Raw genomic sequence first — 25,734 nt, 5'->3', positions numbered from 1 at the left:
ATGATGAAATCAATTTGATAGTATTCATAGTGTACCGGTCGCTGTGCGATATGGATGAGCCCCATTCAAACCTCAATAGCCGGGTGTCCTCCACGACGACGTTTTCATCATTGTCCACCACCCCAGATCGCCGGCCCTCCGCCTGCACGAATACTCGAGCGCACCGCGAGGACCTTGTGGACGAGTTTCATTTTTCCGGACGGTTCGGTCGTTGCTTTCGACCGTTTCGACTGCTCGCTCCCACCTTCGTCCGTATCGAGTTCGTGCGTGTCAAGTTGGTGAGTGTCGTGTTTCATTTTACAGTTTCCTTTCGTGTATTTGCCAAGGACAGGCGAGCAACGAGCTCACGCGCCTCGGTGCCGGTTGCACTGCGTGTATCGCGTCCCCAACGTTGAGTAACTGTCTGAAGTTGCTTGTAGGCTTCGGCGGGCTCGCCAGTTTGCACCAATGCCCGCGCATACTCGAGTCGTGCCCACATGCGTGGAATGGGAAATCTATAAAAGCAAGCATCGACCGACATCTTCAAAAAAGGGAGTGCCTCTGGTGCTTGCCCTGCCAAAAGATACATCCGGCCAACCCTGAACATCGCCTCCGGATTCATAATCTCCCGATCGGGAACCAAACCAGGTGGTCGGCGTGAGATTGCGAGCAGCGCATCGTCTCGATCAAAGACTGGTTGTACAAACGCTTCATACCATTGGTAGAGATCCATATCCTGCCAACCGATGCGCCGGTGCTGCGCAGCCAACAGCCAGTCGTCGCGGAAGTGTGCAAACTCTTCGCGACTGATCGCACCAGCAAAGTACAAAAATCGCTCCGCTTCGATATCGAAAACGGTTAATCCGCTCTCTGTCCACGCGCGGCTTCGCTCGAGATACGCGTGAGCGAGCGTCGCTACTCGCGATTTGCGCCCAAGTTCGAGATTGAGTAAAAGACGTTGACCGGCCGGCATCCCATGGTGTTCAGCATCGGTGAAGTGTTGTGCCTCTGCCTCCCATTCGGTCAGTGTTCGTTCGGCGTCGTCAAAGGCGCCAGAGATTACCTGAATGTAGAACGTCTCCTCCAGGCGAAGCCAGGGGCGTTCGTCTTGCGGAGCGAGCTGCCAGCGGGGGTTGAGCGCGTCCCGCATCGCTGAACTCGCAGCCGATTGTCCAGCCAGGCCTCCTGCAAGGAAGTAGTAGCCGTCCGGGTTGTTTGGTGCTGCTGCCATAAGCCGCCGACCCAGTCGCTCCACATCCTGGCAGCGCCCGGCGCCTGCTTCGAGCCTCGCGTGCCATCGTAGGCACCCGGTGGCCGACAACGATGAAGAAATGCAGTCCCGGTATTCAGCTCGAGCCTCATCGAATCGATCCAATTTTGCGAGGGCGCGTGCACGCATAAGGCGCGCAATAGGACGTGCGGGCTGTACGACGCCAATCGCGCGCTCGGCAGCTGGTAGTGCACGCTTGCCGTTCCAACCTTCCAGATATCGACTTGCAATGAATAAAGAGATATCGGGATCCTGGGGAACACTTGCTTCTAGATGTTCGAGTCGCGTTCTCGTTTCTTCGAGGTCCATCGGATCTTGAAGCGACGGCGTAAGCGCTTCGAGCAAATCAAGCTGCCTACGGGATAGTTTGGTTCGGTATTGTGCGGCGAGCTGGTGATGCTGGCGGGCCGACGGCGTGACCTGGTCGAGTAGAGCGTACAGCAGGTGAGCTTGGGCGAACGACGGATCCAGTTCTGTGGTTCGTTGGAGGGCATCAAGGGCTTCTTGAGGCGAAGCGTCTTTCCAGAGCTGAATGGCTGCTTCGTAGGACGTGCGTGCTTCGGCACGAACGGTCTCCGGAGGTGCCGCAAACAGGCTTGCATGTCCGTCCGCGGAATTTGCTGACGGAACGATTGCGGGGGGAGCACTCCTCGCGGACGTGTCGGCCGGATGTCGCCATATCGTCCATGCAATGCTGATGATGCTGGATGCCGCGATTAGGGCCATTGCTGCGAGAGCGAAGCGGCGCTTGGTGCGTTGAGGCGCCGGGCGCAGTTCGGAGAGGAGCTCGTGAAAATCGGAATATCGGCCCGCGGGATCCGTGGTCATCGCGCGCGCCAGCACGTGGCTCAGGTTGGGAGGGAGGCCCTGGTCATTGTTTGCGGGTGGGCTGGTGCTTTCGCGCAACCGCGGATGTCTCTTTGTCAACAGCTCGTATGCGACCAACCCCCATGCGTATTGGTCCGCCCGCCCATCGACTGCACTTCCAATGAGTTGCTCAGGAGCCATATATGGAGGTGTCCCGACAATACCGAGCGTTGTATTTGGGGCATCACGGCGCTCTTTTGCTTTTGCGATCCCAAAGTCGGCCACTTTTACTAGTCGGTCGGTCGTTAGGAGAATGTTCTCCGGTTTGATGTCGCGGTGAACGATTCCCTGGTCATGGGCACAGGCGAGCGCCTGGGCGATCTCGGTTACCCAGCGTTCGCGCTCCTCCTGTGTCGCTGGCGCCATCATCGCTTTCCGCAGATTGCCGCCCTCGCACAGTTCGAGCACCAAGTAGGGAAGCCCTGCATTTTCGCTGGCATCGTAGAGCTCCACGATGTGCGGATGCTTGAGCGCCGAGACGACCCGTGCCTCCCGGAGCAGGCGCCGTTTCGCCTCCTCTCTGTGCGCATGCGTCTCTCGTTCGTCGAGGCGAAGAATTTTGAGCGCAACTGCGCGTTGGAGGGTCTGATCGTGGGCGCGATAGACTTCGCCTGTTGCGCCGCGGCCCAGCACGGCGCCGACGCGATACCGCGCGGCAAAGAGGCTGTCGTGGACGAGCACGCCATTTCGTTGAGACGGAAGCGTCGAGCTTTTGTCCCTTGCCTCCTGCAGCGACTCGAGTTGGCCTGCAAAGCGGATGCAGTGCTGCTCGTCAACCACCAGCACGGCGACGTGCAGTGAGCGGAATGTCGCTCTTTCAATCACTTTCCCTTCGGCCGCTGGCCCCGACAAGCAGTGTTCGAGCGCTTCTTTGGATGTTCCGACCGCCATCAGAACGAGGTGGAGGCGCTCCTCGTCGTCTCCTAGGTAGAGGCCCCAATCGGCAGTGCGTTCAAGGAGACGGTCCAGACGGACGTTCAGGATTCGAATGCCGATTTTCAGGTCGTCAATTGATGCGTGGACGGCCACACCGTCTTGCGATTCTTCCGGGACCACGGTCACAGGCGTTACCGTGCTCACGACAGGCCACTCCAGCCTCCGCCGGCCGCGTGACCGGTGGAGCAGCATACGGCGACACCGTTCTTCATAGGGGGCACCCGCACGTCGTTCCTTTCGGCCCGCGAATTCCGACGGTTGCTACCAAAACCTCAAACCTCCCCAAGTAGTCCTCTGGGCGGGGACGCGTGGTGCACCGCTTGCCCAGTCCCTAACGGGGCGCATGGTGCTCCTACTCGGTCGCGAGCGCAAGGTGATTCGTACCGGCCAGAGCAAAATGAACTAGCATATCTTGATCTCCGCGCAGTTGGCAATGCGCCAGGCCATGGCGACAGCGCAATGACGCGGACGCGAACGCCAAGGGGGTAGTAGGGAGTCGTACCTATCTTGGAAAATCGTCCGCCGAGAAGCAGGCGGATCGACCTTTTCTCTCTTTATCCCAAGTAAGGCGCGAACAGTTCGCGACGGTACCGAGCCGAACGAGGATTCAGTCACACAAAAGAGCCGTCCAAACGTGACCAAGTCTGATTGATACCGCTCGGCCAGCTGCGAACCGGCCGCACAGGGAAGTTCTGCGCGCAATTCGAATTACGGAAGGAGTTCGGATCGGAGGATCTCTATCTAGATTGGATTAAGTACCGCTGGGCGCCCCCTGCGTGGCCCAATGCCCTCTTCCACCACCACCACCATCGTGGGGGGCGCTCGGTTCTTCTGCACTCGAGGTATTACGATGTGGCAGTACGCTGCTGGAAACGCTCCGCACGTGGAATTGCGCGGTCGCCAAACAAACGTCGTCGCTGACATTGCCTTCTCTCCAGATGGGAGCGAAATGCACCTCCAATCCTTCGCGACTCTTGACCAGTCTCTCGAGCAGCTCGTTCTCGCGCTCGAGGAAGCCGCGTTTCGCCTATTGGAGCATGAAAATGATGCCTATATCGCGGGCGACTTTGCAGAAGTCATGAAGTTTGCGAAATGGCGCAACGATTTACGTCGAGTCGCAGATGCACTTTCGGTGGCGCCGAACGTTGCTCGACAACTACAGCCGAATGGACGAAACACGTTCGTCCACTCGCTAGGTCCCGACGAAAGTGGCGTACGACCGATCCCAGCGCTCGCCCTCGGCGGAGCCGCCGTAGGAATTCGTGCCCGACTCGGCCAGTGACGGGATGCACGCCTTATTTGACGAGAGGGCGCGGTGCCCCCCGGATTCTTGCGAGGTGGTGACCCGAGATTGACGTGACGGACGGTTCTGCCCTCGTGCAGAGCCCGGCCCTCGCGGCCGCCGAAATGTACTCGTGCCCCTCGCTCGCAGCTTGGTGGCGGAGATTGTTCGACGATGAGAACGCCGTGGTTTAGCGCCGCGGACAAAACTGACGGTTCCAAGATCTTGTCGACGTAGGTATCCAAGCCCTTCACCCCTATAAACCGGCCGACTTGTCTCGGCGCCGTAGCCCCAATGCCCTCTTCCGCCTGCGGAGAAATGCTGAAATGGGTCGGTCGCTTTATGCGGGTGAGCGGCACATGCACTGGCTGAGAGGAAACATTTATGAATCAGTTGTGCTGATTTTTCACGATCTCGAAGAGACCCAACGGTCAAGTCCAGCAAGATGGGCAAGAAAAAGGACCTGGATCTGCACGACGCCGCCGCAGCCGATTCTGGGCGAACTCGCATCGGACCTGACTAGAATTTTCGCGGCGGGTCCTCTGGTTGATTCGAACCTGCCGCACTCGGATGAGTCCGAATTGCGCAACGCGATGGCTTCGACGTCAAGTCTCTCGACACGCGACATCACCATCTTCATCTCGTGAGTACCAACCGCCGCTGCTGGCAACGGTACCCATGCGTAATCGTACGGAATTGCGAGAAGGGCAAATCAGGCTTCAGCGTCATTTAGAAACTTTTGCGAGGAAACGTAATGATGATCTACAGAGCTTTGATACCATTAGCGTCACTTGGGGCGGTCGCGGTGTTCGTTGGCGCGTGCAGCTCGCAGACGGGCGAAATCGGCGCCGAGGAAGAAGGGGCCGCTGGAACGACGCAGCAGGCTTGTTGCCGGGACCCCGATCCGCCGGACCCTCCGACCAAACCACCCCCGAAGATCTTTCCACAGGATTACCCGCCTACTCACAGCGCGACTTGTCCCGTGGCTGCGCCGCCAGCCAATGCCGATTACACCGTCTTTTCGTGCAAGGCATGGGAGCAGACGCACGACTCCAGTGGGTCGTCGCATGCCGCCTCCCGCTGCTTCGAGGGTATCCCGTGGGCCGATTGCAAGGCCATGATCGATGATGCTTACAACAAGGGCCTCACCACCTTGAAGGCGCAACAGTGGAACACGTATTGGCAATGGTGTCCGTTGGTCTACGCAGGAAAGATTCAGTCCGTATGTCCGGCAGGATGCTTCGCAGGAAATACGCAGTTGACGGACGGGGAGGGCAGTGAGCTCTCGATCTCCGAAGCGAGCGAAGGTGTCGCGCTGAAGACGTTGTCCGATAATTCGAGCACGGCACGCCCAAATCTTCAGGGACGAGCCATCGACATGGCGATTCGCGGCCCCGAGGCGCACGACCTCTACATCTTCCAGCTGTCGAATGGCCGTGAGCTTCGTGTCACGGAGAATCATGCGATGGTGCTCGCATCGGGGCGCCTTGTGAAGGCCCGAAACGTTCGCACTAGCGACGCCTTCGTCGATGCCACGGGCGCCTCGGTGCCCGTTCTCGCCATTTACCGCGAACCGGCAACATCGGATGTGTACAACGTCAGGATGAAGTCAAGCTCGTTCGAAGGACACGTTGTCGTCGCAGAGGGCGTCCTCGCGGGTGACAACTATCTTCAGAACGCGGTCGATGGTGAAGAGGAGATGGCGATTAGCGCGCGTCGGGAATAGCGGTTCCTGAATCATTGAAATCGGCAACCGATGTCGCAAGTCGAGCTCGGTTGTCGACCTATTATGAATTCCAACGTTCGACTTATTACTGTGGACGACATCATGAACATCAAACTGCTGAAGACAATCGTTGTAACGAGTACATTTTCTTTGATCGCGACGGCGTGCGCTGCGACGAACATCGAGGACGCAGCGGAGGACGCGCCAGCGGCTTCGACGCAAAGCGCGGTCGTCGCAGCGGCATTTCCCCAAGACTTTCCGCCGTTTCAGGATCCGAATTGCCCAGGCGCAGCTCCCGCGAATGCAGATTGGACCGTCTTCGCCTGCAAGGCCTGGGAGCAAACCCACGATTCGGGTGGTTCTCACCCCGCAACGCGATGCTTTTCTGCGCTCTCGCAAGAGGAGTGCGACGCAATGATCGACGACACTTTCAATCAGGGGTTGATGAACACCGCAGCGAGGGACTGGACGCGTTACTGGCACTGGTGCCCGATGGTCATCGCCGGCAAAGTCCGCTCAATTTGCCCCGTGGGATGCTTCGCCAGCGATACGCAGCTCGCTACGGGGGGGGTGGTCGGTGAGGTCGCAATCAACCAGGTGAACGAGGGGACGCAGCTTCTGACACTCGACGAAGGCTCCGCGCTGCGCACACCAAATCTGGTTTCGACGCCCGTCGAGATGTCGATCAAAGGGCCCGAAATGCACGACCTGGTCACTTTCGATCTTGCCAATGGCCGTGAACTCTCCGTGACGGAAGAGCACCCCATGGTGCTGGCGTCTGGGCAAATCGTAAAGGCGAAGAATGTCGCTGCTGAGGACTCGTTCGTTGGTTCGAGCGGGAGCTCGGTCGCGATTCATGGCATCTATCGCACTCCGGCTGTCGGAGACGTATACAACGTGAAGATGCATACCCGAGACCTATTGGGGCACATCGTTGTTGCGGAAGGCGTGCTCGCGGGCGACAACGAGCTTCAGGCCGTCATCGGCAGTGAAGAGGAAAAAGCCATCCAGCTCCGCGCCGAATAAGGAGGCATGCTGTGAAATATCATCTTCGAAACGGGAACCGGAAATACTTCTTTGGTGGGGTCGGCCTTCTGGTGGCGGCGGCCGTCGCGGCAGGTTTCGTCGCGCGTTCGCGCAACATGTCGCGGACGACGGAGGTAGCCGCTGCAGCCACGCCAAACGAACAGCCGTCCATTATTCCAGCAAAGCTCGAAGCTGCGGCCGACCGCGTGTACGCCGAAGAGCTCGCGAGGAGCGCTGCAGCGAGCTCGCAGGTCGCGGCACCTGAGCGGAGCGGGAAGGCCCTTGCCCAGGCCGTGGGAGAGGCAAAGGTTCACCTGTCGAAGATGTATGCCGTGCGCGGCTTGGTGACGCAGGAGCGGGTGCGACGCGAAGAAGCTCGAGCCATTCTCGCGTCGCGAGAGGGGCGCGAGGTGATCGAGAGGACGCTGACCGAACCCGGATATGCGAAGGCGGCATTCGGCGACGAATTCTCGGCCGAGGCGCGATTCTATGCGACCAAGGTTGTCTCCGAGGCCGCACGGGGAGGTGAGCCGGAGTACGGTCTCCGCATTGCCCAAAAGTTGGCACAATCGCTCGATACGAAAGAAGGGGCCAGTCAAGGTCGCACGGAAGATCTCGTCGACGTGCTTCGCGAGACCTTTCGTGCGACTGGGCCCGAGTATTTCCAGTCGAACCCGCAGCGCGTTCTCTCGCAGATTGGGATCGATCCTGCGCACCCCACACTCAGCCACGACACGCTCGCGAACGTGGGCTACGGGATCCTCCTCGGGATGGGGGGCAGCAAAATGAGCCCTCTCGAGGCGCGCGACCTGGTCGAGAAAACACTGGGACTCTCCGGAGGTTGAATCATGAAATCGCTTTGTTTCGGCATTCTTGCCGCGCTTTTCGCGAATGGCGTCCTTGCTTGCTCCGGAGATCCCGGGATTACTGAATCTCCGCCTCCGGTCGACCATGCAGATTCCTCGCTCGGTTCCCTAGAGCAGCGGATCGTCGAGGCGCGCGAGCGGCTCGCGAATGACCACTGCAGCGCGGACCTCGATCCCTCGGACTGTCCAACTGTCAACGTTCGAATCGACGGCAGTGACGAGAGGATCGAGAACGGATCCAATGAAGCGATCCTGATCGTGGATGAGTTCGACCGATTCTCAACGTGGGCGTTTCTCCAGCGCTACAGGCATCGCGTTCGCGCGCTGCTGCAACTCACCGCAACCGGGGTCGATCGTGTCTCGGCCAGTTGGCCCATACCGCAATCGCTGGCGACGACCCTCGAGGATTTCTCGGACCCGGCATTCATACCGGCCGCGGCGCTTCAGCCCATCGGCGAAGAGATCGAAAAGAGGTTTTCCCCTTACTCGGTCGCGCACCACGGACAGATCGTTTCGGCAATGACGGTAGACTTGGCTCCGCGGAACCCCATCGTGTTCCTCGATGGCAACGGCCCCGAATGGTCCGGTATTCCCATGGACCGCATCTGCCGGGAGCCGAATTCACCCGCACTGTTGTCCGAGCTCACATCGCGATTCAAGCAGACTGCCGACGCCATTCGAAACGCCATCGCGGAATACAACATCAAGTACGTCAACGTAAGCTCCGGTGTCGTTATCCCATCACCCGACAAGTGGGCAACCAGGTGCCAGACACCGGCTCCGTCGCGCGAGGTGCTCCGCAATCTCTACGAGACGATGCGTCCCCTGTATCGGGCTTATTTCGGCACCCCAGGCGTCATTGCGACCAACGCCGGTTACTACAATGACCCGTTGACGTCTCCATTCGATCTGCCGAGCGCGGATTTCCCCAATCGCGTCCGGGTCGGTGTGATCGAGTCGGTGGATTCGGGCGCCGGCCCTGAGGGCTCCGAGAAGATCACCGGTATCAACATCGCACCGCGACAATCGGAGGCCGACGCGTTCTTCGTTTGGGGGTGCGAAACACTCCGGCGATGCAACGCCACACCCCCGATGATTGTCTGGCCGCTCGGTATGGGCATCGAGCCGCTGGTGAACCAGCAGCGCCCCGGCTTTTTCGGTGCGACATCCTGGGTGTCTCCGATGGCACTGGCCCGCGTGGTCAACCTTCGTGAAACGAAACACGCAGGGGCGGAGTTCAACGACTCGCTCGTGGCAACATTGAAGGACGAATTCACACCGCGCGCGTGCGGCCCATCGGGATCAGCGCTTTGCCAGTTCCAAGATCCCTATCGTCATGGCCAGTTCGAATTTTTCCGACTGGGTTACGGAAAATATATAACAAAATAGGAGCTATTTCATGAGGCGGCTCACAGGCTTAATGGTCTTCGCGGTATCGATTCTCTGCGCGGGAATGGCCCGTGCCGACGATAACATAGACGTCACGTTCGACGACATCGGCGGCGTCACCTACGTTGTTCACTCACCAGCACTCAACTTGAAAGGAAATTTTCTTCGTCGCGAGGGCAGCAAAGTAGTGGTCCCTTACTCGTCCACGTGGCGCACCGGGTGCTCGGTCGTCACGCCGCAGCTCAGCGTTTCTCATGCCCCTGGTCCGGGCCTCTTTGTCCCGGAGATGTCCATCTGGTGGCTTGGCGAGTTCGCTCCGGATTCGCTCGTCGTAGGGCTGAATTTGACCGTCCTCCGGCCTGGACAGAACCCTATTGTCATTGAACGTCCAGTTAACGCGGGCGAACTCAATTTGGTCAAATATTCGGAGTCCGACGGCGAGGTAATCTATCGCGGTGACAAAGACAATCGAGTTAGCGCCACGGCGCCGATCGGTCTCTCGTACGACGTCAAGCAAGGAGATAAAGTTCAGCTGTCGATCTGCTTGATAGGCCCGGGTACCTCGCTGACAATCGATGATTTTAACTTCCATTCGTATCCGCGGGGAACATGACATGAAGCACATATGGAAGATCTTTGTAGGTGCCCTTGCGACCGTCACCTCCAGCAGTCCCGCGAATGCGGACTCGGGCAACCTTCTCCAATGTGTCGACGATGGCGTCGTACTCCAGCAATGCAAGCTTCTGGATAAGACACTCGCGACCGTCCTTGCCGATGCCAACGTCCCGTTCGAGACCGATTATCTGGTCAACTACGACTTCAGTTGCAGCGGCCACCCATCGAACTTGCACCTGAGAGCCGGCAATTCGGATCAACAACTCGTCCAAGGAGGGCCCGGCAGCTTCGTTCTGACCTCGAAGAGCGACGTGCAGACGTACGATCCGGATCCAGCAAGGACATCGCATCTTACGTTCCGGCGCGGTTGTGCGTTGGTGGTGAAAGACATCACCCCGCTGCCCTCGAGCAATACGATCCAGATTTGGAACACCGAGGCGAGAGGCCAGGCCCGTATCCTCGATTTGGCAAGTCAGCTTTACGTTCTTTCGAAGGATTTCGTGAACATCGCGACCTTCAATCTGGAACAGCTCGATGTCGTCATCGACGCCACGGCAAAGAAGCGCGATGCTGAGACGGATCCGATCAAAAAGCGGCATTGGAGGGCCCTCTACGACAGCCTCGTGGCCATGCAAGAGCGGCAGCCCATCCCCGTACCGAAGGCGGAATTTGAGCAATATCTCAGCGAGCTTGCTGGCCGGGCCCGCACGGATCTTCTGACGGAGAGAGATAAAGGGGTCGCCATCGTACAGCGGTTCGAGAAGTGGCAGTTGGTTGTGGAGCAGACTTTGAGAGATGTGTTGGCCAGTCTTCCAGCTGTTTAGTTTGGTTTGCTTTTCTTGATGTTTGTGCCTGTATAACAAAATAACTCAAAACGCCGCCGTGTGTGGCATCCCCGGCGCTGCCAGCTCGTTCCGTCTCCCGTTGGACGCCGGGGCCCTTTGTCTCGGGAGTGATCATGAATCGAAAACGATTTTGTTCCATAGCTCTGGTCTTTGCGACCATGGCAATCCCCTCCTTGACGAGGGCGGGGGATCAAGACCCGCTCGAGCGGGAGCGGGCCAGCGTCGCGCGCATGTCGGCGGCGAATCTCGTGGCCGAGCGGCACGGGCGATACATTCAAGCTCGCGCGGTCGCCACCGAAAGCTCGGGAAGCGCGCAAGCGCGAACGGAAGCCTGGCTCGGACGAATGCAGGGGTGGATCGAGGGGTGGCTCAAGGTGCTTGCCCTCGCGGATCTCAAAGACGACGTTCCATATTCAGTGTTCGAGGATAACCTCACGAAACTCCTGCAAGGCCAGAGTGACGAGCTCACGGCGCTCGGCATCGAGGCCCAATCGATCACCCAATTGGCCAATACTGCCCTCAATTACATCGCCACGCCGGCCGATATTCCGAATGTGCCCGATATGGCGAGCTACCAAGATACGTTGAACCTGCTTGTCCGCCGTGAGGGGGAACTCCGTGCGATGCTGAACGACGTAGGGCATACTGCAGAAAACCGTCTCGAGAAGTTGGGTCAGACCGACGGGACCTCCAGAAAGGCCGTCTATGGGCGGCTGAAGGCAGCGCTTCTCGCCAAGGGGCGCTACCCGCTCGATCAAACGCTCGCACAGGTGGACGCGCTGCTCTCGGCGGAGAAGACCGTCGACCCCATTCTAGCGCGCCTTAACGGTGGGTTCACCCGGATGAATGGGTACAACGCGAACCTTGCTTACTTCCACGGTATGGAAGAGATTGTGCCCGCTCGGAAGGACTGCACGGACGCTCGGACCGCGATCTCGAAGTTGAGCAGCCCGGCGGGATTCGTCAGCAAGTCGAAGACCCGTGTCGAGCAGCTCTGCACCGGCATCGAGAAGCTCTATGCCGATCTGACGGGCGACGCGAGCATCACCAAAGCGCAATACGTTGGGGAGTATTTGCGAACCGAAAAGACGCGCCTTCCGACGGTCTGCCCGCGTGACGTGTCGTCGCCGGCGTGCGATAAGCTCGCCGTTCTCGCCGCGCTCTCCGCGACGGATCTCGGGCAGATGGACGACGCCCGTCTTCGTTTCGTGGAGCTCGGGTGGAGCGAGGCCATGAACCGAGCTCTCGGAAAGTGATGGAGGCCCGGATATGAAATTGTCGAAAATCTTCACCGCGGTCATCGCGGCCGGGACCATCTTCTTCGGCGCACGCGAGGCGAGCGCATTCGACTGCAGTGACAAGTTGGTCAAGAAGCCAGCGATCGCGTTCCACGCCTTTCCCCTGGAGAATCCTCAAACGGGGCAAAAGTACGCGCCGAACGAAGAGATCGATGTCGGTGGTGGCAAGAAGCGCCTCGCCGTGGACGTCTTCGCCGACATCAATGACATGGAGCAGAAGCTGAATTCGTGGGGCTATACCCTACGAGACGTCGGCGGTTCGTACACGTTGCAAGAGATCGACAGGTGTGTCGATCAGCTGCAAGCGCAAGCCGCGCTCATTGAAAAAGATTCCGACAAGAACCCGCTGAGCGCACTCGATCTCGAGAAACGGAAGAAAGAGCTCGAGGCCAAGTGGGAGGCGTACAAGCAGAACCTCGTCGCCCTCGATGAATTGTGGCGCAAGTCGGATAGCGACGCCGTCAAGGTGAACCTGCCCGACAAGCCGCCATTTACGAGCCCGGTTCCCCAGGCTGCCCGTGTGCAGCCGAAGGACATCATGAAGAAGCGCACGTGGCACTTCGAAAAGGGCGACAAGGGCAAATTCTGGATCGCGGGGGACGCGAGCCTTGCGCTCCAGGGCAGCCGAGAGATTACGGCGCTCGACGCCGATGGTGGCTTCTCTGCGGGCCTCATGGGACTCTGGAGCGGTGAGGTTCTCGGCGCGCACGCCCGCGGCGAAGCTGGCAAGGCCAAAGATGCCAACTTGAAGCTCAACGTCCGCGTCGTAGGGAAGGACGTGTGGCATCCCACCTACACCGCGGGCGGGTCGGGAAATCACGTTTTGCACAAGGCCGAGAAGTACACCGCGGCCTCCATCGACGAAGGCGTTACATGGCGATTCAGTATCGGGCCCATCCCCATGGCGGTCCGTGTCGGCTTCCGAGCCGAGGCGGGCTTTCAATTCGGATACGACGTCTCGATCACAGCGTTGGGAGGCTTCGCCGGTCCCTACGTGGCGGCGGATGCGTATTTGCAATTGGGCGTCGACATTGGTATTGCGGGCGCGGGTATCGAGGGCTCGCTCACGCTTCTCAAGGACGAACTCACCCTGCGCGGTGATGGCGCAGTCGACTTTTCGGACGAGCCGAAGCTGACATTGTCGTTGTCGGCGTCGAATAACCTGACGGCGCTCTCGGGGAAGTTGTCCGTCTACGCGTACATCAACTTGATCTTCACAAAATGGAAGGGCAGCTACACTCTCTGGTCCTGGGAAGGATTCCACAAGACCTGGGACATCTTCCACTTCAAGTACGAGTGGACGCCGACCGGCGCCCGCGCGGAAGGCGACGTAACCGCGGAAGACGTGATGGAGATCGACATCCAGAACGCAGAACAGCGCCTGGCAGCGGCGGAGAATATGTCGAAAGCGCGGCTCTTCGATGTCATGAAGGCCATGAACGAAGATCTCGGTGGCCCGAAGGCGAACGCCGTGATCACCGGTGGTGCGCGCGTCGTCAGCTTGGCGGGCGGCGTCGACAAGAACTTGAATACGTATCTCCAACAGCTCGCCCAGTGGATGGGCTCCTGACACCAAGCGAATAGAGGAGCGATCGTGAAAGCCGTACGAGACAAGCAAAGGAAAGCCGTGGAGAAACCCCAGCAGCGGGTCTTGACGCGCAAATCGGTCGCAGTGGGGATGGTCCTGGTCGCGGCGCTTGCTGCGGCCGGGGCCTCGGCCCTCGTTCTTCGCCATCGCACGCTCGACCGTGATGTCCACCTCTCCCTCGGCTGCACGCCGGGCGAGAAGGACGTATATACGCTCAGATACTCGAGCGACGGAGAGTTGACCGATTCGAGTCTCGGTCTGTCGAAGTCGGATTCTCCCAACCTGTCCGCGACGCATATTCGCGCCGGTGCCGACGGTCGGCTAGTTTCCGCGTGCGTGAGTACCACCGCGGAGAGCTATACGATGGCGATCACCGTCGAGGGGGCTCGCGGCACCTTCGAAACGCGCGTGGGCGGGGAGCCCGGCTCCAGCAAACCGGTGGAATCTCTTGTGATGGGTACGACGTACATTACGAAGGACGCGACCGGGCGTACCCTCGGCGTACGGTTCGACGAAACGATGGAAGAGACGGGCCGCGCCATCGTGCGGGACATGCTGTCCCTGGCGCAGCTCACGCTTCCGAAGGACCGCAGCACGATGCCTCCTTGGACGATCGCGGAGGAGGATGCCAATGGCGTCTATGACGCGCACTACGAGGTGAAGGACGTGGATGCGGACACGGTAACGTTGTCGAAAGCTCGCCACAACCGAGCCCCTGAGGGGCAACTGCGCAACCACGCACGCAAGCCGCACGCCGACGCGAGCTCGGATAGTGGCGGGACGCTCCGCGTGGCGAAGACGAGCGGACGGGCGGAGAGTGCGAACGTCGCCGTCGCGCTCGATTTGCGCGTCGGAGATCACAGCGTGGGCCGAACGAAGTCGCAACTATCGCTGGTGCGTACTTCCACTGAAAAACTCTCCGTCGATGAATTGGCCTCGTTGGTTCGCGGATACGACGAACGAGAAGCGCGCGGCGGAGCGACCTCCGATCTCGCGGCCCACGATCTCGATGCGCATCTCGAACAGCGGATGCAGGAAAGGGAGCTCGGCAGCGAAACTTGGGAGACCCTGTCGAAGCGCATCGACGACCCCGAAAGCGATCGCACGAAGACGTTCCTGAAACTCAAAGCGCTATTCATTCTGCAATCCGAGCGGGCCAAAGAAGCGGCGCGGGCCCTCGCGGGCATGAAGGACGCGCAAGCCCCCTCGTTCTTGCTGCTCACGGGCTCGCTTGCTGCTTCCGGTACAAGGGAGGCTCAAAAGGCGCTCGTGGACGCCGCGCGTGCGTCGGAGCCCAATTCGAGTCGAGAGCGCTCGCTGGTGGCGACCTTGGGGACCGTCAAAACGCCCACGCCGCAGACGGTCACTTCCCTTCAACAGGTCCAAAACGGGCGTGGCGGCGAAGAGATTCGGGGTACGGCCCGGCTCGCGCTAGGATCGCTGGCGGGCGAGCTCCGTGAGAAGGATCCAGCGCTAGCCCAGAGTGTCGTCAACGACAATGTACAGAGCTTCCGCGACGCGACGACCCCGGAGGATCGTGCGCTCGCTTTGCTGGCCCTGGGAAATGCAGGTGCTCCCGACAATGTCGCACTCGCACGGGAAGCCCTTTCCGACCCGGATCCGCGCGTTCGCGCCGCCGCCGTCGCGTCTTTGCGCTTCGTCATGACGATGGAAGCCGAGACGATGCTGGCGGGCGCCGCCGGCCAGGACAGCTCGGCGAGTGTTCGCGCAGAAGCCCTGCGAAGCCTTGCCGTTCGCACCGTGGGCGCGGAGACGTTGGCGCTCGCGACCCACGTCGTCAAGGCCGACGGTGATCAAGAGGTACGCATGGCAGCCGTCTTGCTCCTTGCAAACGAGCTCGAACAAGATCCGAGTCTCGCGCAGGTTCTCGAAGACGTGGGTCGCACCGACCGCGCTGCTGGTGTGCGGAATGCGGCGCAAATGGCCTTGCTCCGCTCTGGCAAGATTTAGGTTAGCTCGAGAAAGAACGATGATGTCGACTTGTCATCGACCGTCGAAATTAACGGTCAAACGAAATTGTGTAAATGTAAGTCGTCCATGAAATTCCTTCACTGCGTTGTGACATGTACCAGCCTCTTACTTGGCGCTTGCAGTCAGGCGAGCGAACCATCGAGCCCACCCCCGGACGGCGGAGACGACGACACGACGTTTACGGATGGCGATTGGCATCCGGGGGTTGCGCTCCGGCGTATTGGCGATGCCTTTCGTGAGGAGGTCGAACGCGTCGTCGTCACGCCGGATGGGAACGTCGCGGCGATCCGCAGATCCTACATCGGGTCGGACTCGCTCGACAGTTCGAGCGTGCTCGAGACGTTCGATGCGCGCGGCCATCGGCTGGCGTCCGCTGCGGTCCCGCGGAAGACCGTCTTAGTGGACGTCGTCGTGCACCCAAGCCGTGAGTTCACCGTGCTCGAAGTCCGCAACGATGGAGGCGCACAAAGGTCGGTGTGGCTGCGCCGTCTTGGCGCAGACCTTCGCCTGATTCGGGAGGCCCCGTTGCGTGATCAGCCGGCCGAGCACGAGCTGCTCTTGTATGAGTTCGAGCGCCAGCCGGATGGAACTTCGGGGATTGGCAAGGTGGAGCCGACGACGGTGTCGGACGATGGCATCGTGCACGTCGAGCTCGTTGCTTTGCAACGACGCCACCTCGTGCTGGCAGCGCGCGGTGAGGAGGTGATCCTGAGTACGCTCGGCTACGGCACGAAGATATATGCTCTTGCGTCGGACCTCGGCGTGCTCTGGTCGCGTCAAGTCATGCCGCTCACCACTGCGACGACCCCGCTTCTAGGTCGGGAGGCTCTGACGGTCGACGGCGCGGGACGGATCGGTGTCGCCTTGTCGGTCGATCGAGATGTTTTCCAAGCGTACCGACGACACTTTTCACGCGACGACATCGTCTGGTCTGGCCCATTCTATCAAACGATGGTCACACGCGTCTCCGCCGATGGGCAGACTGCGACGATGCGCCTATTCAATCACGGTGACGCTCCTGGCTTGCCCATGGTCGCCGGCATCGCCCTGCGAGACGATGCCGTCACTCTCTGCGGGTCCGTGCGGGTGATGAACAAGTTTCAGGAATCGAACCACACGATGGAGTGGGATTTGACTTGGGTGCGCGGAAATCTCTCCAGCGGGACGCTGGAGTCGCGCATGATCGACATAAAGCGTGACGACTACACCATCGAGTGCAAGGTCGATGCGAATGAAGGCGTGCTCTTCGCAGGTGTGAACGACTTCGTACAGGTCGACACGAATAGCTGGGTCGAATCCGGACAGGGCTTCTTCTACGGCGTCGACGCGACCGGACACGAAATTTCGCGCTTCACGCTCCGCGGCCCGCGTCACACCGAGATTCGGGCATTCGACGGGCGAGATCGCGTGTTCTTTGGAGGGATCTTCGACGCTCCGATCACCCACACGCCGCCGCCGGAGCAAAATCAGAAAGCGATGCTCGGCATATGGCGTTGAGCTTTGTGTTCACGCCTTCCGCGCGAGTGTACCGTCCACAATCCGTATGGAGATCTTTTTTCGACGACAGGCGCACGCTGCTATGGCGCCGAGATTCTCGATCAGCTCACGATGTTCACCATACGTGAGTCCGAACCCGTCAACGAGAACATCCCGGCCCTCGAAAAGTATAGCTGCCGGCTACAGCGGTGCCCGCGGACGCTCCGACCAAGGCCGGAAGACTTCGGCTTCTACCGGCACCGCGAGAGCGCGCTCGTACCAGCGCTCAAGGACTTTGGATCGGTGCACGCGTCGAGGCGCTCGTGGCCTTCCGGCGAGAGAGGCGCTTCCTGCCCGGCGAAGAGTTAGGCGATCTCGGCGCGGAGGCGCTCGCACGGAGAGTGGTTCACGTCATCGAAGCTATGGCCGTCCGCAGAGGAATCCAGGTCCAAACGACATCCTTGGACGGAGAAAATGGGCAGCCTGCAGGGGGCGCCAGGTCCCTCGAGAGCGCGGGCCGTCGGTTTCGTCACGGCCCCCCTTTGTGGGACGTCGGGTTGAGATGCGCCGTCTCCGGAGCTTCGCCCCGCAGCCCTCCGGGCCGGGCGGCAGCCGGGCGGCGTGCACCGCTCGAGGGGCTCGGACGTTGCCGTCGATGACGTACCTTCACGGTGTTTGAGAAGGGGCTCGCCCAGATCATCCGATCACCGAGAGAGCACCGACAAAGCTTCACGCGCGCCGAGTTCTCGAGTCGCTACATTCGGGCGGCCGGACTAGGCGGTCAGGTGAGCTAAGTGCGCGGATTCGTTTCCGAGCTTTGTTGTGGAGGTTTGAGTTAACCGCGGTTAACGCTCTGTTAACCAAGCTTCGTTTCGCTTCGACCCGATGCACGAAGTGAAGCTTCGAAATCACCCCTGCGGCTGCCCATGCGCGACCCCCGCGAGCACCATCGAGAGCTTTGTCTTCAGCAACGAAGCTCTCTCGAAGCCTTATTTCCGCCGCGTTGCGGGGACCCGCCCTTTGAACCAGCGGGTCACTCCCAAGTTATCGCAGCGCTTCAGATAGCTCCCCGTTTGTAGCGCGTTTATAACCCCCCCTTTGTCGTATCTGGAGTCGACGAGGGTGGAACTCGCTGCACGAAGTGCGGTTCGAGAGACGTCCGTGAGGAGTCGGGCTCGTACGGCGATCACTTGGTTGCATGGTCAACCTGCGGGGAGTGCGGCGAACACTTAGGCGACTGCGTCTAGAGCACGCCCTGCTGGTGCCGAGCGTGCAGAAGGCCGGGCGCCGCCGCGAGCGGGATCCCGCTCGCGCCCTCAGTTGAGGACCTCCACGTCGAAGAAGTCTTCGGAGTGCTCCTCCACGTACCGAGCCGCGTGGCGCTCGACCGTGGTCCCGGTCCGCCTCAACGCGTAGTACGCGTCTTCGACGGGCTTGATCTGTTTCTTCCAGAGCTCGTACGGCACGCGTTCGAGCAGCCGAATGCGCTCGTCCCGATCTCGCGGTACGTCCGCGGACGGCAGGAGCGAGGCCGCCTGCGAGAAGAAGCTCGCGTAGTCGGTGGCCCCGATCTGCTGCAAGCCCTGAACGGCTTCTGGAAAGAGGATCCCCGTGGAGTTGTAGAACAACTGGTGAAAGCCGCCGTTACAGACCTCATGATCGCACCAGCGCACGGCGAAGACCGCGACCTGACCCGGCGTCGCGAGGATCAGTCCCGCGCGTAGGTCGTCGTAGTCGCCGTGGATCTCCACGGACTGCCACATGGTTTCAAGGACAGCTCGAATGAGATGCTCGTCATTGAGCGGCTTGGTCGGCCGCTTGACGAGATATGGGGAGCGCTTCGCCATCGCGGCCGGAGGGTAGCATTCCGTCAGCACGAGCTGCTGGCATCTCGAGGGCGTTCGCGATCAAGAAGGTCCGTAGACTTGCCCGAGTCGATGCACCACCGCAGTCGATGTGCTCGCCGGTGCTGGACGGTCTTCGCCATCGAGCGCGCTCAGAATTGGTGCGCCCGTGCCGTCGTTGACGATGAAAACTTGCCTTGGATGTCTGCGGCTGAGAGCAAGCGCGCGTGACGTTGCTTGCTCGAAGTCCTCGAAGACCTCGCCGCCGACCGGGAGGAAGACAAGCATGCCGTCAGGCGAAGTGGACTGCTTAGAAATCCAATGGGTCATGCGCCGCTTTGTGGTCGCGTCGAGGCTCAGCGTCAATGGGCACGGTGCTCAAGACCGTCGACGGCCCCTCTCGAGCGGCGTCGATGGGTGGCACGGCGTTCGCCCTCCCGAGCAACACGAGCGGCCACACGCCGCCGGTATTGGCACGCACTGGGGGATGTCACCGGGGCGCCTGCGTTTCGGACGTGCGACTGCGAAGCATCTTGTCCGCGCCGGCCACCGGCGCGACGCCCGCGGCGTACCAGAACAAGTCGGGGACGTTGAACGTGGTACCTAGGACGAGGCGAGCCAGTTTGCTCCGCGTCGCGAGCGACGCCGGAATCCCGGTAAGTTGCCCGAGCTCGATGGCCCAGCAAAAGGCCAGTGCAATGCCCGCGGCCCGCCACGGTGAGAGCCGCGGTGCGATGGTGACCACCAGCGTGTAGACCAGCGAGCCGTAGAGCGCGACGCCGGCATACTTGGCGAAGGCTCCTCCCGCCCATGCGCGGACTGCGAGCCCAGCGAAGAGCACGATGAACGCCGCCGCGATGGCGACGAGGCGGGACGGATGGGCGGGGTGCATGGCCATGGACCGGGACACACCATCAGAACGCCCCGCAGGCGCACAGCGTTCTCGCACGCGGGGCGCAAAATTCATCCGCGGGTACGCTGGTGGAGCGCACATGGAGCGTGCCCGCCGCCACCCCTCAACGACGCGGTCACAGCGGAAGAAAACGGGTTACCGACTGATTAACCCTCAATCCTTTAGTCCGCAGCCTGTAGCCAAATCACGCGTCTGCTTACTTCGGCGATGACGCCCGTCATACCGCGCGAGGCTCGTGACGAAGCGCCCCGCGCGTTGTTAAAATGAAATCAGAGGTCAAGTGCAACGGGATTGCAGGCGAGCGTGACCGTGCCGTAGGTGTCGCCGCTGCAGCACGCGGGCTGCGCGTTGCACCCGCTACTGCCAGTGCCGAGGACATTCATCGGGCTGCAATCGAGGCCTAAGCTCCCAGTGAGCCCCCCGGCGTTTGGCGGTATCATCGCTCCAGCAGCATCGCTGTTTGCAGACTGGATTGAATTGCAGCATTGAAGCGAGCCGCTGTTGCATTGCGTGACCGGTTCGCCGACAGTGGCCGATGGCCCGCCCTCCACAACATCGACCATCAAGCTCACGAGACCGTCGATACTGGCCGCCCCCGACAAATGGGCCACATTGACGATGAGCGAATTCGTGGACGGCACGGCGTCGGTCCAGGCCAACTGCTCGTTCAGCACGAGCTCGAGGTCCACGGGCAATTTCACATCGAGACCCGGAATCGCGAGTAGACTCTTCACGCGCAATTTCGTATTTGGCGCGATCTCCAATAAAGGGATCTTTTTCCCGCCCACCGTCAACTCGCTGACCGACATGGTCCCCTTGCACTGCCGCCCCGTCGCCGTAGCCTCGCACTTCGATTCAGCGACGAGATTCCGCAAGACGACGAGCCCATTGAGCATCGTGACATCACCCGCGTTGGTCTGCCCATCCGCAGTCACGCTAGTGCTGCTCTTCGTATTCTTCGGATTGCTCTCGGCCCCCTCGACGCGGAGCACCCGCAAGTCGCCCAGTCTCACGTCGACGTCCACGAAGGGGTGATCCACTCCCCCGCCGCCGCCGTGCGTCGCGCGGTGCACCGTCATCGGCCCAATCGTCAGTGTGTCTTTCCCAAAGAGCCAGAGGCTCGCAAACACCGTCGCGGTGTTCGCTTCCGAATGCGATGCCATTCCCAAGTCCGCACCCGGCATCGCCGCCCCGGGCGTGACATCTTGCGCCGCCTGACCCTCTTCGGCCGCGCTGCCTCCGCAAGCGATGGCCCCCGCGGCGAATGCCGCCATCGATAGAACGGCGCTACCATATCTCGTATTTAGACGCTTCATGTTGCCCCTCCCTCGATTCATGGTCTGAGCAACGAATGCGCCCAATCGGCGATGATGTACCGACATCGACGCGCAACGACCTTCCTCGAGCCAAAGCGACTCGTGAGTGGACACACCCACGCGCCCAGCCGTGCACGACACCGAAGCCGCAGCTCCTGCGAGCCTGTCCGGGACAGGCCCCGATCTGACCTGGACACCCATGTCCGAAGGCGGCCCGCGGAAATTCTCGAGCGCGGGGATCGGCACGGCGCTCGCTCTTTGGCCCCCCCGAGCGGAAACGACGCCGCCGGTGCTGGCGCGCAGCCCCGCGCCAAGAGCGAGACACCATGAACCGACAAACCAAAAAGATCAGCACGAGCACCACCACGAAAGCCAGCCCGCCGCCCGCGCCGAAGGAGCTCGACGCGCGTTCCGACGCAACCTCTGGAAGCGCTTGGCCGATGTCCGAGAGAACGACTCGGCGGCGCGTGCCGTCTTCGAACGCGCGCTCGCCGACGCCGACAACGCGCTTCAGCGCGAGTACATCCGCTACGGGTACCCGACTGCCCCCAACCCGCGGCTCGATGCGTACTGGGACGTGCAGCAGGTGCTCGCCTTCGTGCTGGATCCGCGGCGGCATCCGGAGAGTGCGGCGCACGACCAACGCGACGGCATCATCGACCTACTGAATATGCCGAATGCGCAACGGGAGTACTCGGTCTACACGCCGAAGAGCGTGAATGGCGCGTGGACTCTCCAAGGGCGGCGTATCACAACGGCTGACCGTCAGGACGTTCGGATTGATTTCGCAAATAGCGAGAACTTTCGAATGCTCGACGCAAACGGTGACGGCATAGTCGACGTGGTCCTCACCGACGGGACTGCTTTGCGGACGTTCTTTTCACTTGGTCGATATCCGGGAGGCGACAGCCAGTACGGCCGTGTGACATGGACGAGCGGAACGTCTTCCTCCATCTCGAACGAACCGGCGGCTAAGTGTTTGCCGGACGACGGCGACCCAATATCGTTTGCTGACGGGCGATCCGAATAGGTGACTTGAACGGTGACGGTCTTCCGGACATCGCACGATTGTACCATGGTTATATTAGATATTGGCCCAGTCGTGGAAACGGCCAATTTGGGACGGGTGACCTGAATTGCCCGGAGGGAGGGATCGCCTCTGGCCGTGAGATTCCAATGGAGCCAATTCTCCGGAATTTTCCGTGGACGCCACCGACCCGCGTTTACGGCTAGAAGATGTAGATGGCAACGGTCTCGACGATTTGGTGCAGGTCGGTGCGAGCGGTACGTCCATATGGCTGAATGAAGGTGGTCAAGCATTTACTAATGAGCATTTTGTGAACCTGACCGCGAATCCGATGTCATGGTCAGAGTACATTAGAACGGCTGACATCAACGGGTCGGGAACACGTGATGTCTTTTACGGCGAAGCTAATCAGTATAGGTACATCGACCTCACCGGGGGAGTGCGTCCTTGGCTTCTAACACGCATCGCGAACGGCATGGGGAAGACGACCGCCATCGAGTACTCGACGTCCACGGCGATGATCCCCCTCTCCGCCCGCGGCATCCGCGGATGGCGTTATCGTTCTCTCGGCGCAGAGTCATGACGTTTTTGGTAACCTTATACGTGAGACAGCACCAAATGGCCGATGCCACCAGGTGAAGCCTGACACGGACTTTGCGCAGCTTCCAATTTCCGAAACGGTCTACGTTGGATCCGTCAGTGGCGGATGTGGGAGTACTGCGCTTTCCGCGTACGCTTCATACGATCGCGGGATCGCTGCGCCGGTGAGCGTGATTGACCTCCACGGTGAGCTGACGAGCCTAGTGCAAGATGGATTCGGTCGGCTCGTATCGATGCGGAAGCCCAGTCCTACGCAGGTCGGTGCAACGTCTCCAGTCGATGCAATGAAGATTGAATATTTTCTCCCGGGCGATTCGTCGACATTTCCGTATTCAATTGTTCATACGCAAATTCAAGATGGCGTCACGGATACCCAAGCAACGTATCGTGACGTTTGGGCGCTTGTGGACGGGTTGGGGCGGGTCCGCGTCTCACTCGAGGAGGCAGATCCCGGCGCAGGTAAGGAAGCAATTCTGCAGAATAAATTCATTACTCGGCTGCGCATGGAACTTGTGGTTGACCTTGAGGAGTACGGGAAGGTGTGTGAGGCGCTTCGCAGCCTTGCGAGGGAGTGGCGCGGAGTCACGACGATTGACAAAAGTACTATGCAAGAGCTTTACGTACTGGCGTCCATCACTGCGAACATGAGTCAAACGTTTCGAGAGCATAATGATGCGCGTGCTGATGAAGTTATGGAATGTTCGATCGAACTGGATGCTCTCGTGCTCGAGTGTTTGGCATAGTATTTAGCGTGCATCGACGGTCGCCAGCGTCCTTGGCGCGTGACGGCGCAAATGTCTTCAACACGTTGTTCGGAAGGCCGTTTCGATGACCGGAAAGAATTGTTGCAAGAAGCTTTAGGAATGGTGATGAGTCTCCGTTCGACATCTTTGACCCAGGCTGGCATGATGGCCTCGCGATGAGAGCTTACGTTCGGTGGAGTTTGGAGATGGTGGCGTAAGCCTGAAGGCACTCGCTCAAGCGTCCCGCAGGGACGTTTCATCCCACAGTCTGCGTTGGCGATCAGAGCCCCACGGGCGGTGGCGCGACGGCGTGCGTGTGCAAAGTTCGTGGCTCGCAAGCACACGCGAGCGGAGAGGCGGCTGCGGGCGTGAGCCTGGCGGCTCCCATTACGGCGGCGGAAGCCGCGATGGCGGCGCAGATGGCTGCCCAGCGCCGGCAACCGGCGCCGCCGGTACCATTGAGTATGTCGCGCCCGATGGGCGCAGTGTCGAGTTTCCGTACCTTCCGTACGACGGTACCGGCGCAGCGCGACATGGCTACTGGCTCCAGCGCATCACGCGAATGGGTACCGCGTACGTCCACCAGAGCGTGACCATGCGTATGAATTCGAGCTTTACCGTCCCGATTGGTCGCGGCTGATCGAGCGCTCGTTCCGGGGCAGCGTACTCCTGAACCGCGCGCCGCTGAGCGGGAAGTGACAGCTCGCGCTCGGCCCGCTCCGGCGCGCTGGCACGCAGATAGGCACCCATGTCTCGCGCGCTCTACCCCTGGCCACGACATTCTCCGTTGGCCATCGCCGTGAGGGCGGAAGAGATGAGCTCGCGCTCCCATGGCAAGATCGCGCTGGGAAGGCGGATCGTTCCCGTGACGACGAGCGGCTTCCGGGCCGGCGTCCATCACGCCCGCGAGGGACTCGCGCGCGGGGCCGTGATGGGCTGCCCCTCCGCGGCTTCCGAGAAGGTCTCGCCCAGATCATCCGATCACCGACAAAGCCCCGCGCGGGCCGCGTTCTCGAGTCGCTGCATTCGGGCGCCCGGACTACGCGGTCAGGGAAGCTAAGTGCGCGGATTCGTTTCCGAGCTTTGTTGTGGCGGTTTGAGTTAACCGCGGTTAACGCTCCGTTAACCAAGCTTCGTTTCGCTTCGACCCGATGCACGAAGTGAAGCTCCGAAATCACCCCTGCGGCCGCCCACGCGCGCCACCCGCGTGCACCCTCGAGAGCTTTGTCGTCGTCAACGAAGCTCTCTCGAAGCCTTATTTCCGCCGCGTTGCGGGGACCCGCCCTTTGAACCAGCGGGTCACTCCCAAGTTATCGCAGCGCTTCAGATAGCTCCGGCTGTAGGACTCGAACCTACGACCCGGCGGTTAACAGCCGCCTGCTCTACCAACTGAGCTAAGCCGGAATTGAGGAGAACCAATATAGACCCACGGCGCGCCCGTCAAGCTAACGCGACGCGTTCGTGACGAATTTTTGGAACGGCTCCGCGAGCGCAGCTGTCAGGGCAGGGGAGAAGAGCAGTTTTGCCCTGCAAATTGCCTTGAGCCAGCGTCGTGCTTCGCTGAGCTCGTGTTCCTGCGCTCGCGACGAGATGGTGTCGCGAGCACCTCCGCCAACTGCGTCCTGCGCGATGGCGAGCGGCGTTGTCATGTGTACAGCGTGCCCTCTTCGACGAAGCACAGGTCGTTGCCCCAGGGGTCGACGACGTAGAAGGAGCGCTCGCCCCACGGCCGCTGCACCGGATCGGCGGCCGGTTGGCCGTGCACTTTGTAGGGCGCCAGTGCTCCCAAGGCCTGGGCGCGGGCGTGGATGGCGTCGAGGTTGCGCACGGCGAGGTACAGGGACTTCACCCCGGGCGTGGGCGGGAGGCCGCCGGCGCTGACGTCGAGCAACGACAGGATGACGCCGCCGCAGTCGTAGTAGTGGCGCGAGCCGGGGTGGCGCTTGCCGGCTTGGCCGAGGAGCTCGGTGTAGAAGCGGGCGGCTTCGTCGATGTTCGAGACCTCGAGGGCCACACGGAAAATCTTGGGGATGTCGCCGTTGGCGGTCGTCGTGCTCATGATTCCACTCTCCTTTTTCTTTGCTGCCCCAAAGATGGCTGAGAAGGACCAGGATGTTGCGCCGGGACTCGTTGGCG

At 60.7% G+C, this 25,734-nt stretch carries 23 protein-coding genes and 1 tRNA gene; 15 read left to right on the top strand and 9 right to left on the bottom strand.

All coding sequences use genetic code 11. The features are described from left to right. Positions 1-292: 292 nt before the first annotated feature. On the bottom strand, positions 293-3,196 hold the full coding sequence (locus LVJ94_25835) for a protein kinase (protein WXB10635.1): 2,904 nt from the start codon (positions 3,194-3,196) through the stop codon (positions 293-295). A 706-nt stretch (positions 3,197-3,902) separates the two neighbouring features. On the opposite strand from LVJ94_25835, the gene LVJ94_25830 reads away from it, so the two are divergent. The 12 genes from LVJ94_25830 to LVJ94_25775 all read left to right on the top strand — a co-directional run bounded on the left by LVJ94_25830 (position 3,903) and on the right by LVJ94_25775 (position 17,176). Continuing rightward, on the top strand, positions 3,903-4,334 hold the full coding sequence (locus LVJ94_25830; protein WXB10634.1) for a hypothetical protein: 432 nt from the start codon (positions 3,903-3,905) through the stop codon (positions 4,332-4,334). Positions 4,335-4,660: 326 nt separating this feature from the next. Next, positions 4,661-4,981 carry a hypothetical protein gene (locus tag LVJ94_25825; GenBank protein ID WXB10633.1) on the top strand — a complete coding sequence of 107 codons (321 nt, stop codon included), beginning with the start codon at positions 4,661-4,663 and terminating at the stop codon, positions 4,979-4,981. A gap of 335 nt (positions 4,982-5,316) precedes the next feature. Further along, positions 5,317-6,060: a Hint domain-containing protein gene (locus LVJ94_25820; protein ID WXB10632.1), complete on the top strand. Its 744-nt coding sequence runs from the start codon at positions 5,317-5,319 to the stop codon at positions 6,058-6,060. 102 nt (positions 6,061-6,162) lie between these two features. Then, on the top strand, positions 6,163-7,086 hold the full coding sequence (locus LVJ94_25815; protein ID WXB10631.1) for a hypothetical protein: 924 nt from the start codon (positions 6,163-6,165) through the stop codon (positions 7,084-7,086). Positions 7,087-7,097: 11 nt separating this feature from the next. Beyond that, the gene (locus tag LVJ94_25810) at positions 7,098-7,931 is read left to right on the top strand and encodes a hypothetical protein (protein ID WXB10630.1); all 834 of its coding nucleotides are present in this window, start codon (positions 7,098-7,100) and stop codon (positions 7,929-7,931) included. 3 nt (positions 7,932-7,934) lie between these two features. Continuing rightward, complete coding sequence (locus LVJ94_25805) at positions 7,935-9,341, top strand: hypothetical protein (GenBank protein WXB10629.1); 1,407 nt, start codon at positions 7,935-7,937, stop codon at positions 9,339-9,341. Between the two features lie 10 nt (positions 9,342-9,351). Further along, on the top strand, positions 9,352-9,954 hold the full coding sequence (locus LVJ94_25800) for a hypothetical protein (GenBank protein WXB10628.1): 603 nt from the start codon (positions 9,352-9,354) through the stop codon (positions 9,952-9,954). Between the two features lies 1 nt (position 9,955). Beyond that, on the top strand, positions 9,956-10,780 hold the full coding sequence (locus LVJ94_25795) for a hypothetical protein (GenBank protein WXB10627.1): 825 nt from the start codon (positions 9,956-9,958) through the stop codon (positions 10,778-10,780). Between the two features lie 179 nt (positions 10,781-10,959). Further along, positions 10,960-12,057 (top strand): hypothetical protein, encoded by a 1,098-nt coding sequence (locus LVJ94_25790; GenBank protein ID WXB10626.1) that lies wholly within the window; start codon positions 10,960-10,962, stop codon positions 12,055-12,057. A gap of 13 nt (positions 12,058-12,070) precedes the next feature. After that, on the top strand, positions 12,071-13,669 hold the full coding sequence (locus tag LVJ94_25785; GenBank protein ID WXB10625.1) for a hypothetical protein: 1,599 nt from the start codon (positions 12,071-12,073) through the stop codon (positions 13,667-13,669). 24 nt (positions 13,670-13,693) lie between these two features. Beyond that, complete coding sequence (locus LVJ94_25780) at positions 13,694-15,658, top strand: HEAT repeat domain-containing protein (protein WXB10624.1); 1,965 nt, start codon at positions 13,694-13,696, stop codon at positions 15,656-15,658. 87 nt (positions 15,659-15,745) lie between these two features. Further along, the gene (locus tag LVJ94_25775) at positions 15,746-17,176 is read left to right on the top strand and encodes a hypothetical protein (protein WXB10623.1); all 1,431 of its coding nucleotides are present in this window, start codon (positions 15,746-15,748) and stop codon (positions 17,174-17,176) included. Positions 17,177-18,471: 1,295 nt separating this feature from the next. Here LVJ94_25775 and LVJ94_25770 read toward each other — a convergent pair. The 4 genes from LVJ94_25770 to LVJ94_25755 all read right to left on the bottom strand — a co-directional run bounded on the left by LVJ94_25770 (position 18,472) and on the right by LVJ94_25755 (position 21,228). Further along, on the bottom strand, positions 18,472-18,918 hold the full coding sequence (locus LVJ94_25770) for a DMP19 family protein (GenBank protein WXB10622.1): 447 nt from the start codon (positions 18,916-18,918) through the stop codon (positions 18,472-18,474). A gap of 144 nt (positions 18,919-19,062) precedes the next feature. Next, complete coding sequence (locus tag LVJ94_25765) at positions 19,063-19,329, bottom strand: hypothetical protein (protein ID WXB10621.1); 267 nt, start codon at positions 19,327-19,329, stop codon at positions 19,063-19,065. Between the two features lie 160 nt (positions 19,330-19,489). Then, a complete protein-coding gene (locus tag LVJ94_25760; protein WXB10620.1) occupies positions 19,490-19,897 on the bottom strand; it encodes a DUF2809 domain-containing protein in 408 nt (135 codons plus the stop codon). A gap of 284 nt (positions 19,898-20,181) precedes the next feature. Next, positions 20,182-21,228: a hydrophobin family protein gene (locus LVJ94_25755; protein ID WXB10619.1), complete on the bottom strand. Its 1,047-nt coding sequence runs from the start codon at positions 21,226-21,228 to the stop codon at positions 20,182-20,184. Positions 21,229-21,517: 289 nt separating this feature from the next. Here LVJ94_25755 and LVJ94_25750 point away from each other — a divergent pair, with 289 nt between their 5' ends. The 3 genes from LVJ94_25750 to LVJ94_25740 all read left to right on the top strand — a co-directional run bounded on the left by LVJ94_25750 (position 21,518) and on the right by LVJ94_25740 (position 23,598). Beyond that, positions 21,518-22,258 carry a hypothetical protein gene (locus tag LVJ94_25750; GenBank protein ID WXB10618.1) on the top strand — a complete coding sequence of 247 codons (741 nt, stop codon included), beginning with the start codon at positions 21,518-21,520 and terminating at the stop codon, positions 22,256-22,258. A 172-nt stretch (positions 22,259-22,430) separates the two neighbouring features. After that, positions 22,431-22,838: a VCBS repeat-containing protein gene (locus LVJ94_25745; GenBank protein WXB10617.1), complete on the top strand. Its 408-nt coding sequence runs from the start codon at positions 22,431-22,433 to the stop codon at positions 22,836-22,838. Positions 22,839-23,139: 301 nt separating this feature from the next. Beyond that, complete coding sequence (locus LVJ94_25740) at positions 23,140-23,598, top strand: hypothetical protein (GenBank protein WXB10616.1); 459 nt, start codon at positions 23,140-23,142, stop codon at positions 23,596-23,598. A gap of 537 nt (positions 23,599-24,135) precedes the next feature. On the opposite strand, the gene LVJ94_25735 is transcribed toward LVJ94_25740, so the two are convergent. The 4 genes from LVJ94_25735 to LVJ94_25720 form a co-directional block, all read right to left on the bottom strand. Further along, positions 24,136-24,348: a hypothetical protein gene (locus tag LVJ94_25735; protein WXB10615.1), complete on the bottom strand. Its 213-nt coding sequence runs from the start codon at positions 24,346-24,348 to the stop codon at positions 24,136-24,138. Positions 24,349-24,929: 581 nt separating this feature from the next. Next, positions 24,930-25,002 (bottom strand) — tRNA-Asn (locus tag LVJ94_25730). 41 nt (positions 25,003-25,043) lie between these two features. Further along, on the bottom strand, positions 25,044-25,247 hold the full coding sequence (locus tag LVJ94_25725; GenBank protein ID WXB10614.1) for a hypothetical protein: 204 nt from the start codon (positions 25,245-25,247) through the stop codon (positions 25,044-25,046). After that, positions 25,244-25,657, bottom strand: a complete 414-nt coding sequence (locus LVJ94_25720; GenBank protein ID WXB10613.1) for a VOC family protein — start codon at positions 25,655-25,657, stop codon at positions 25,244-25,246. The genes LVJ94_25725 and LVJ94_25720 overlap by 4 nt, the downstream gene beginning before the upstream one ends. Between the last annotated feature and the right edge of the window lie 77 nt (positions 25,658-25,734).

The sequence above is a fragment of the Sorangiineae bacterium MSr11367 genome (assembly GCA_037157805.1).
Classification (GTDB): Bacteria; Myxococcota_A; Polyangia; order Polyangiales; family Polyangiaceae; genus Pendulispora; species Pendulispora rubella.
This window is presented reverse-complemented; position numbering and strand designations above follow the sequence as displayed.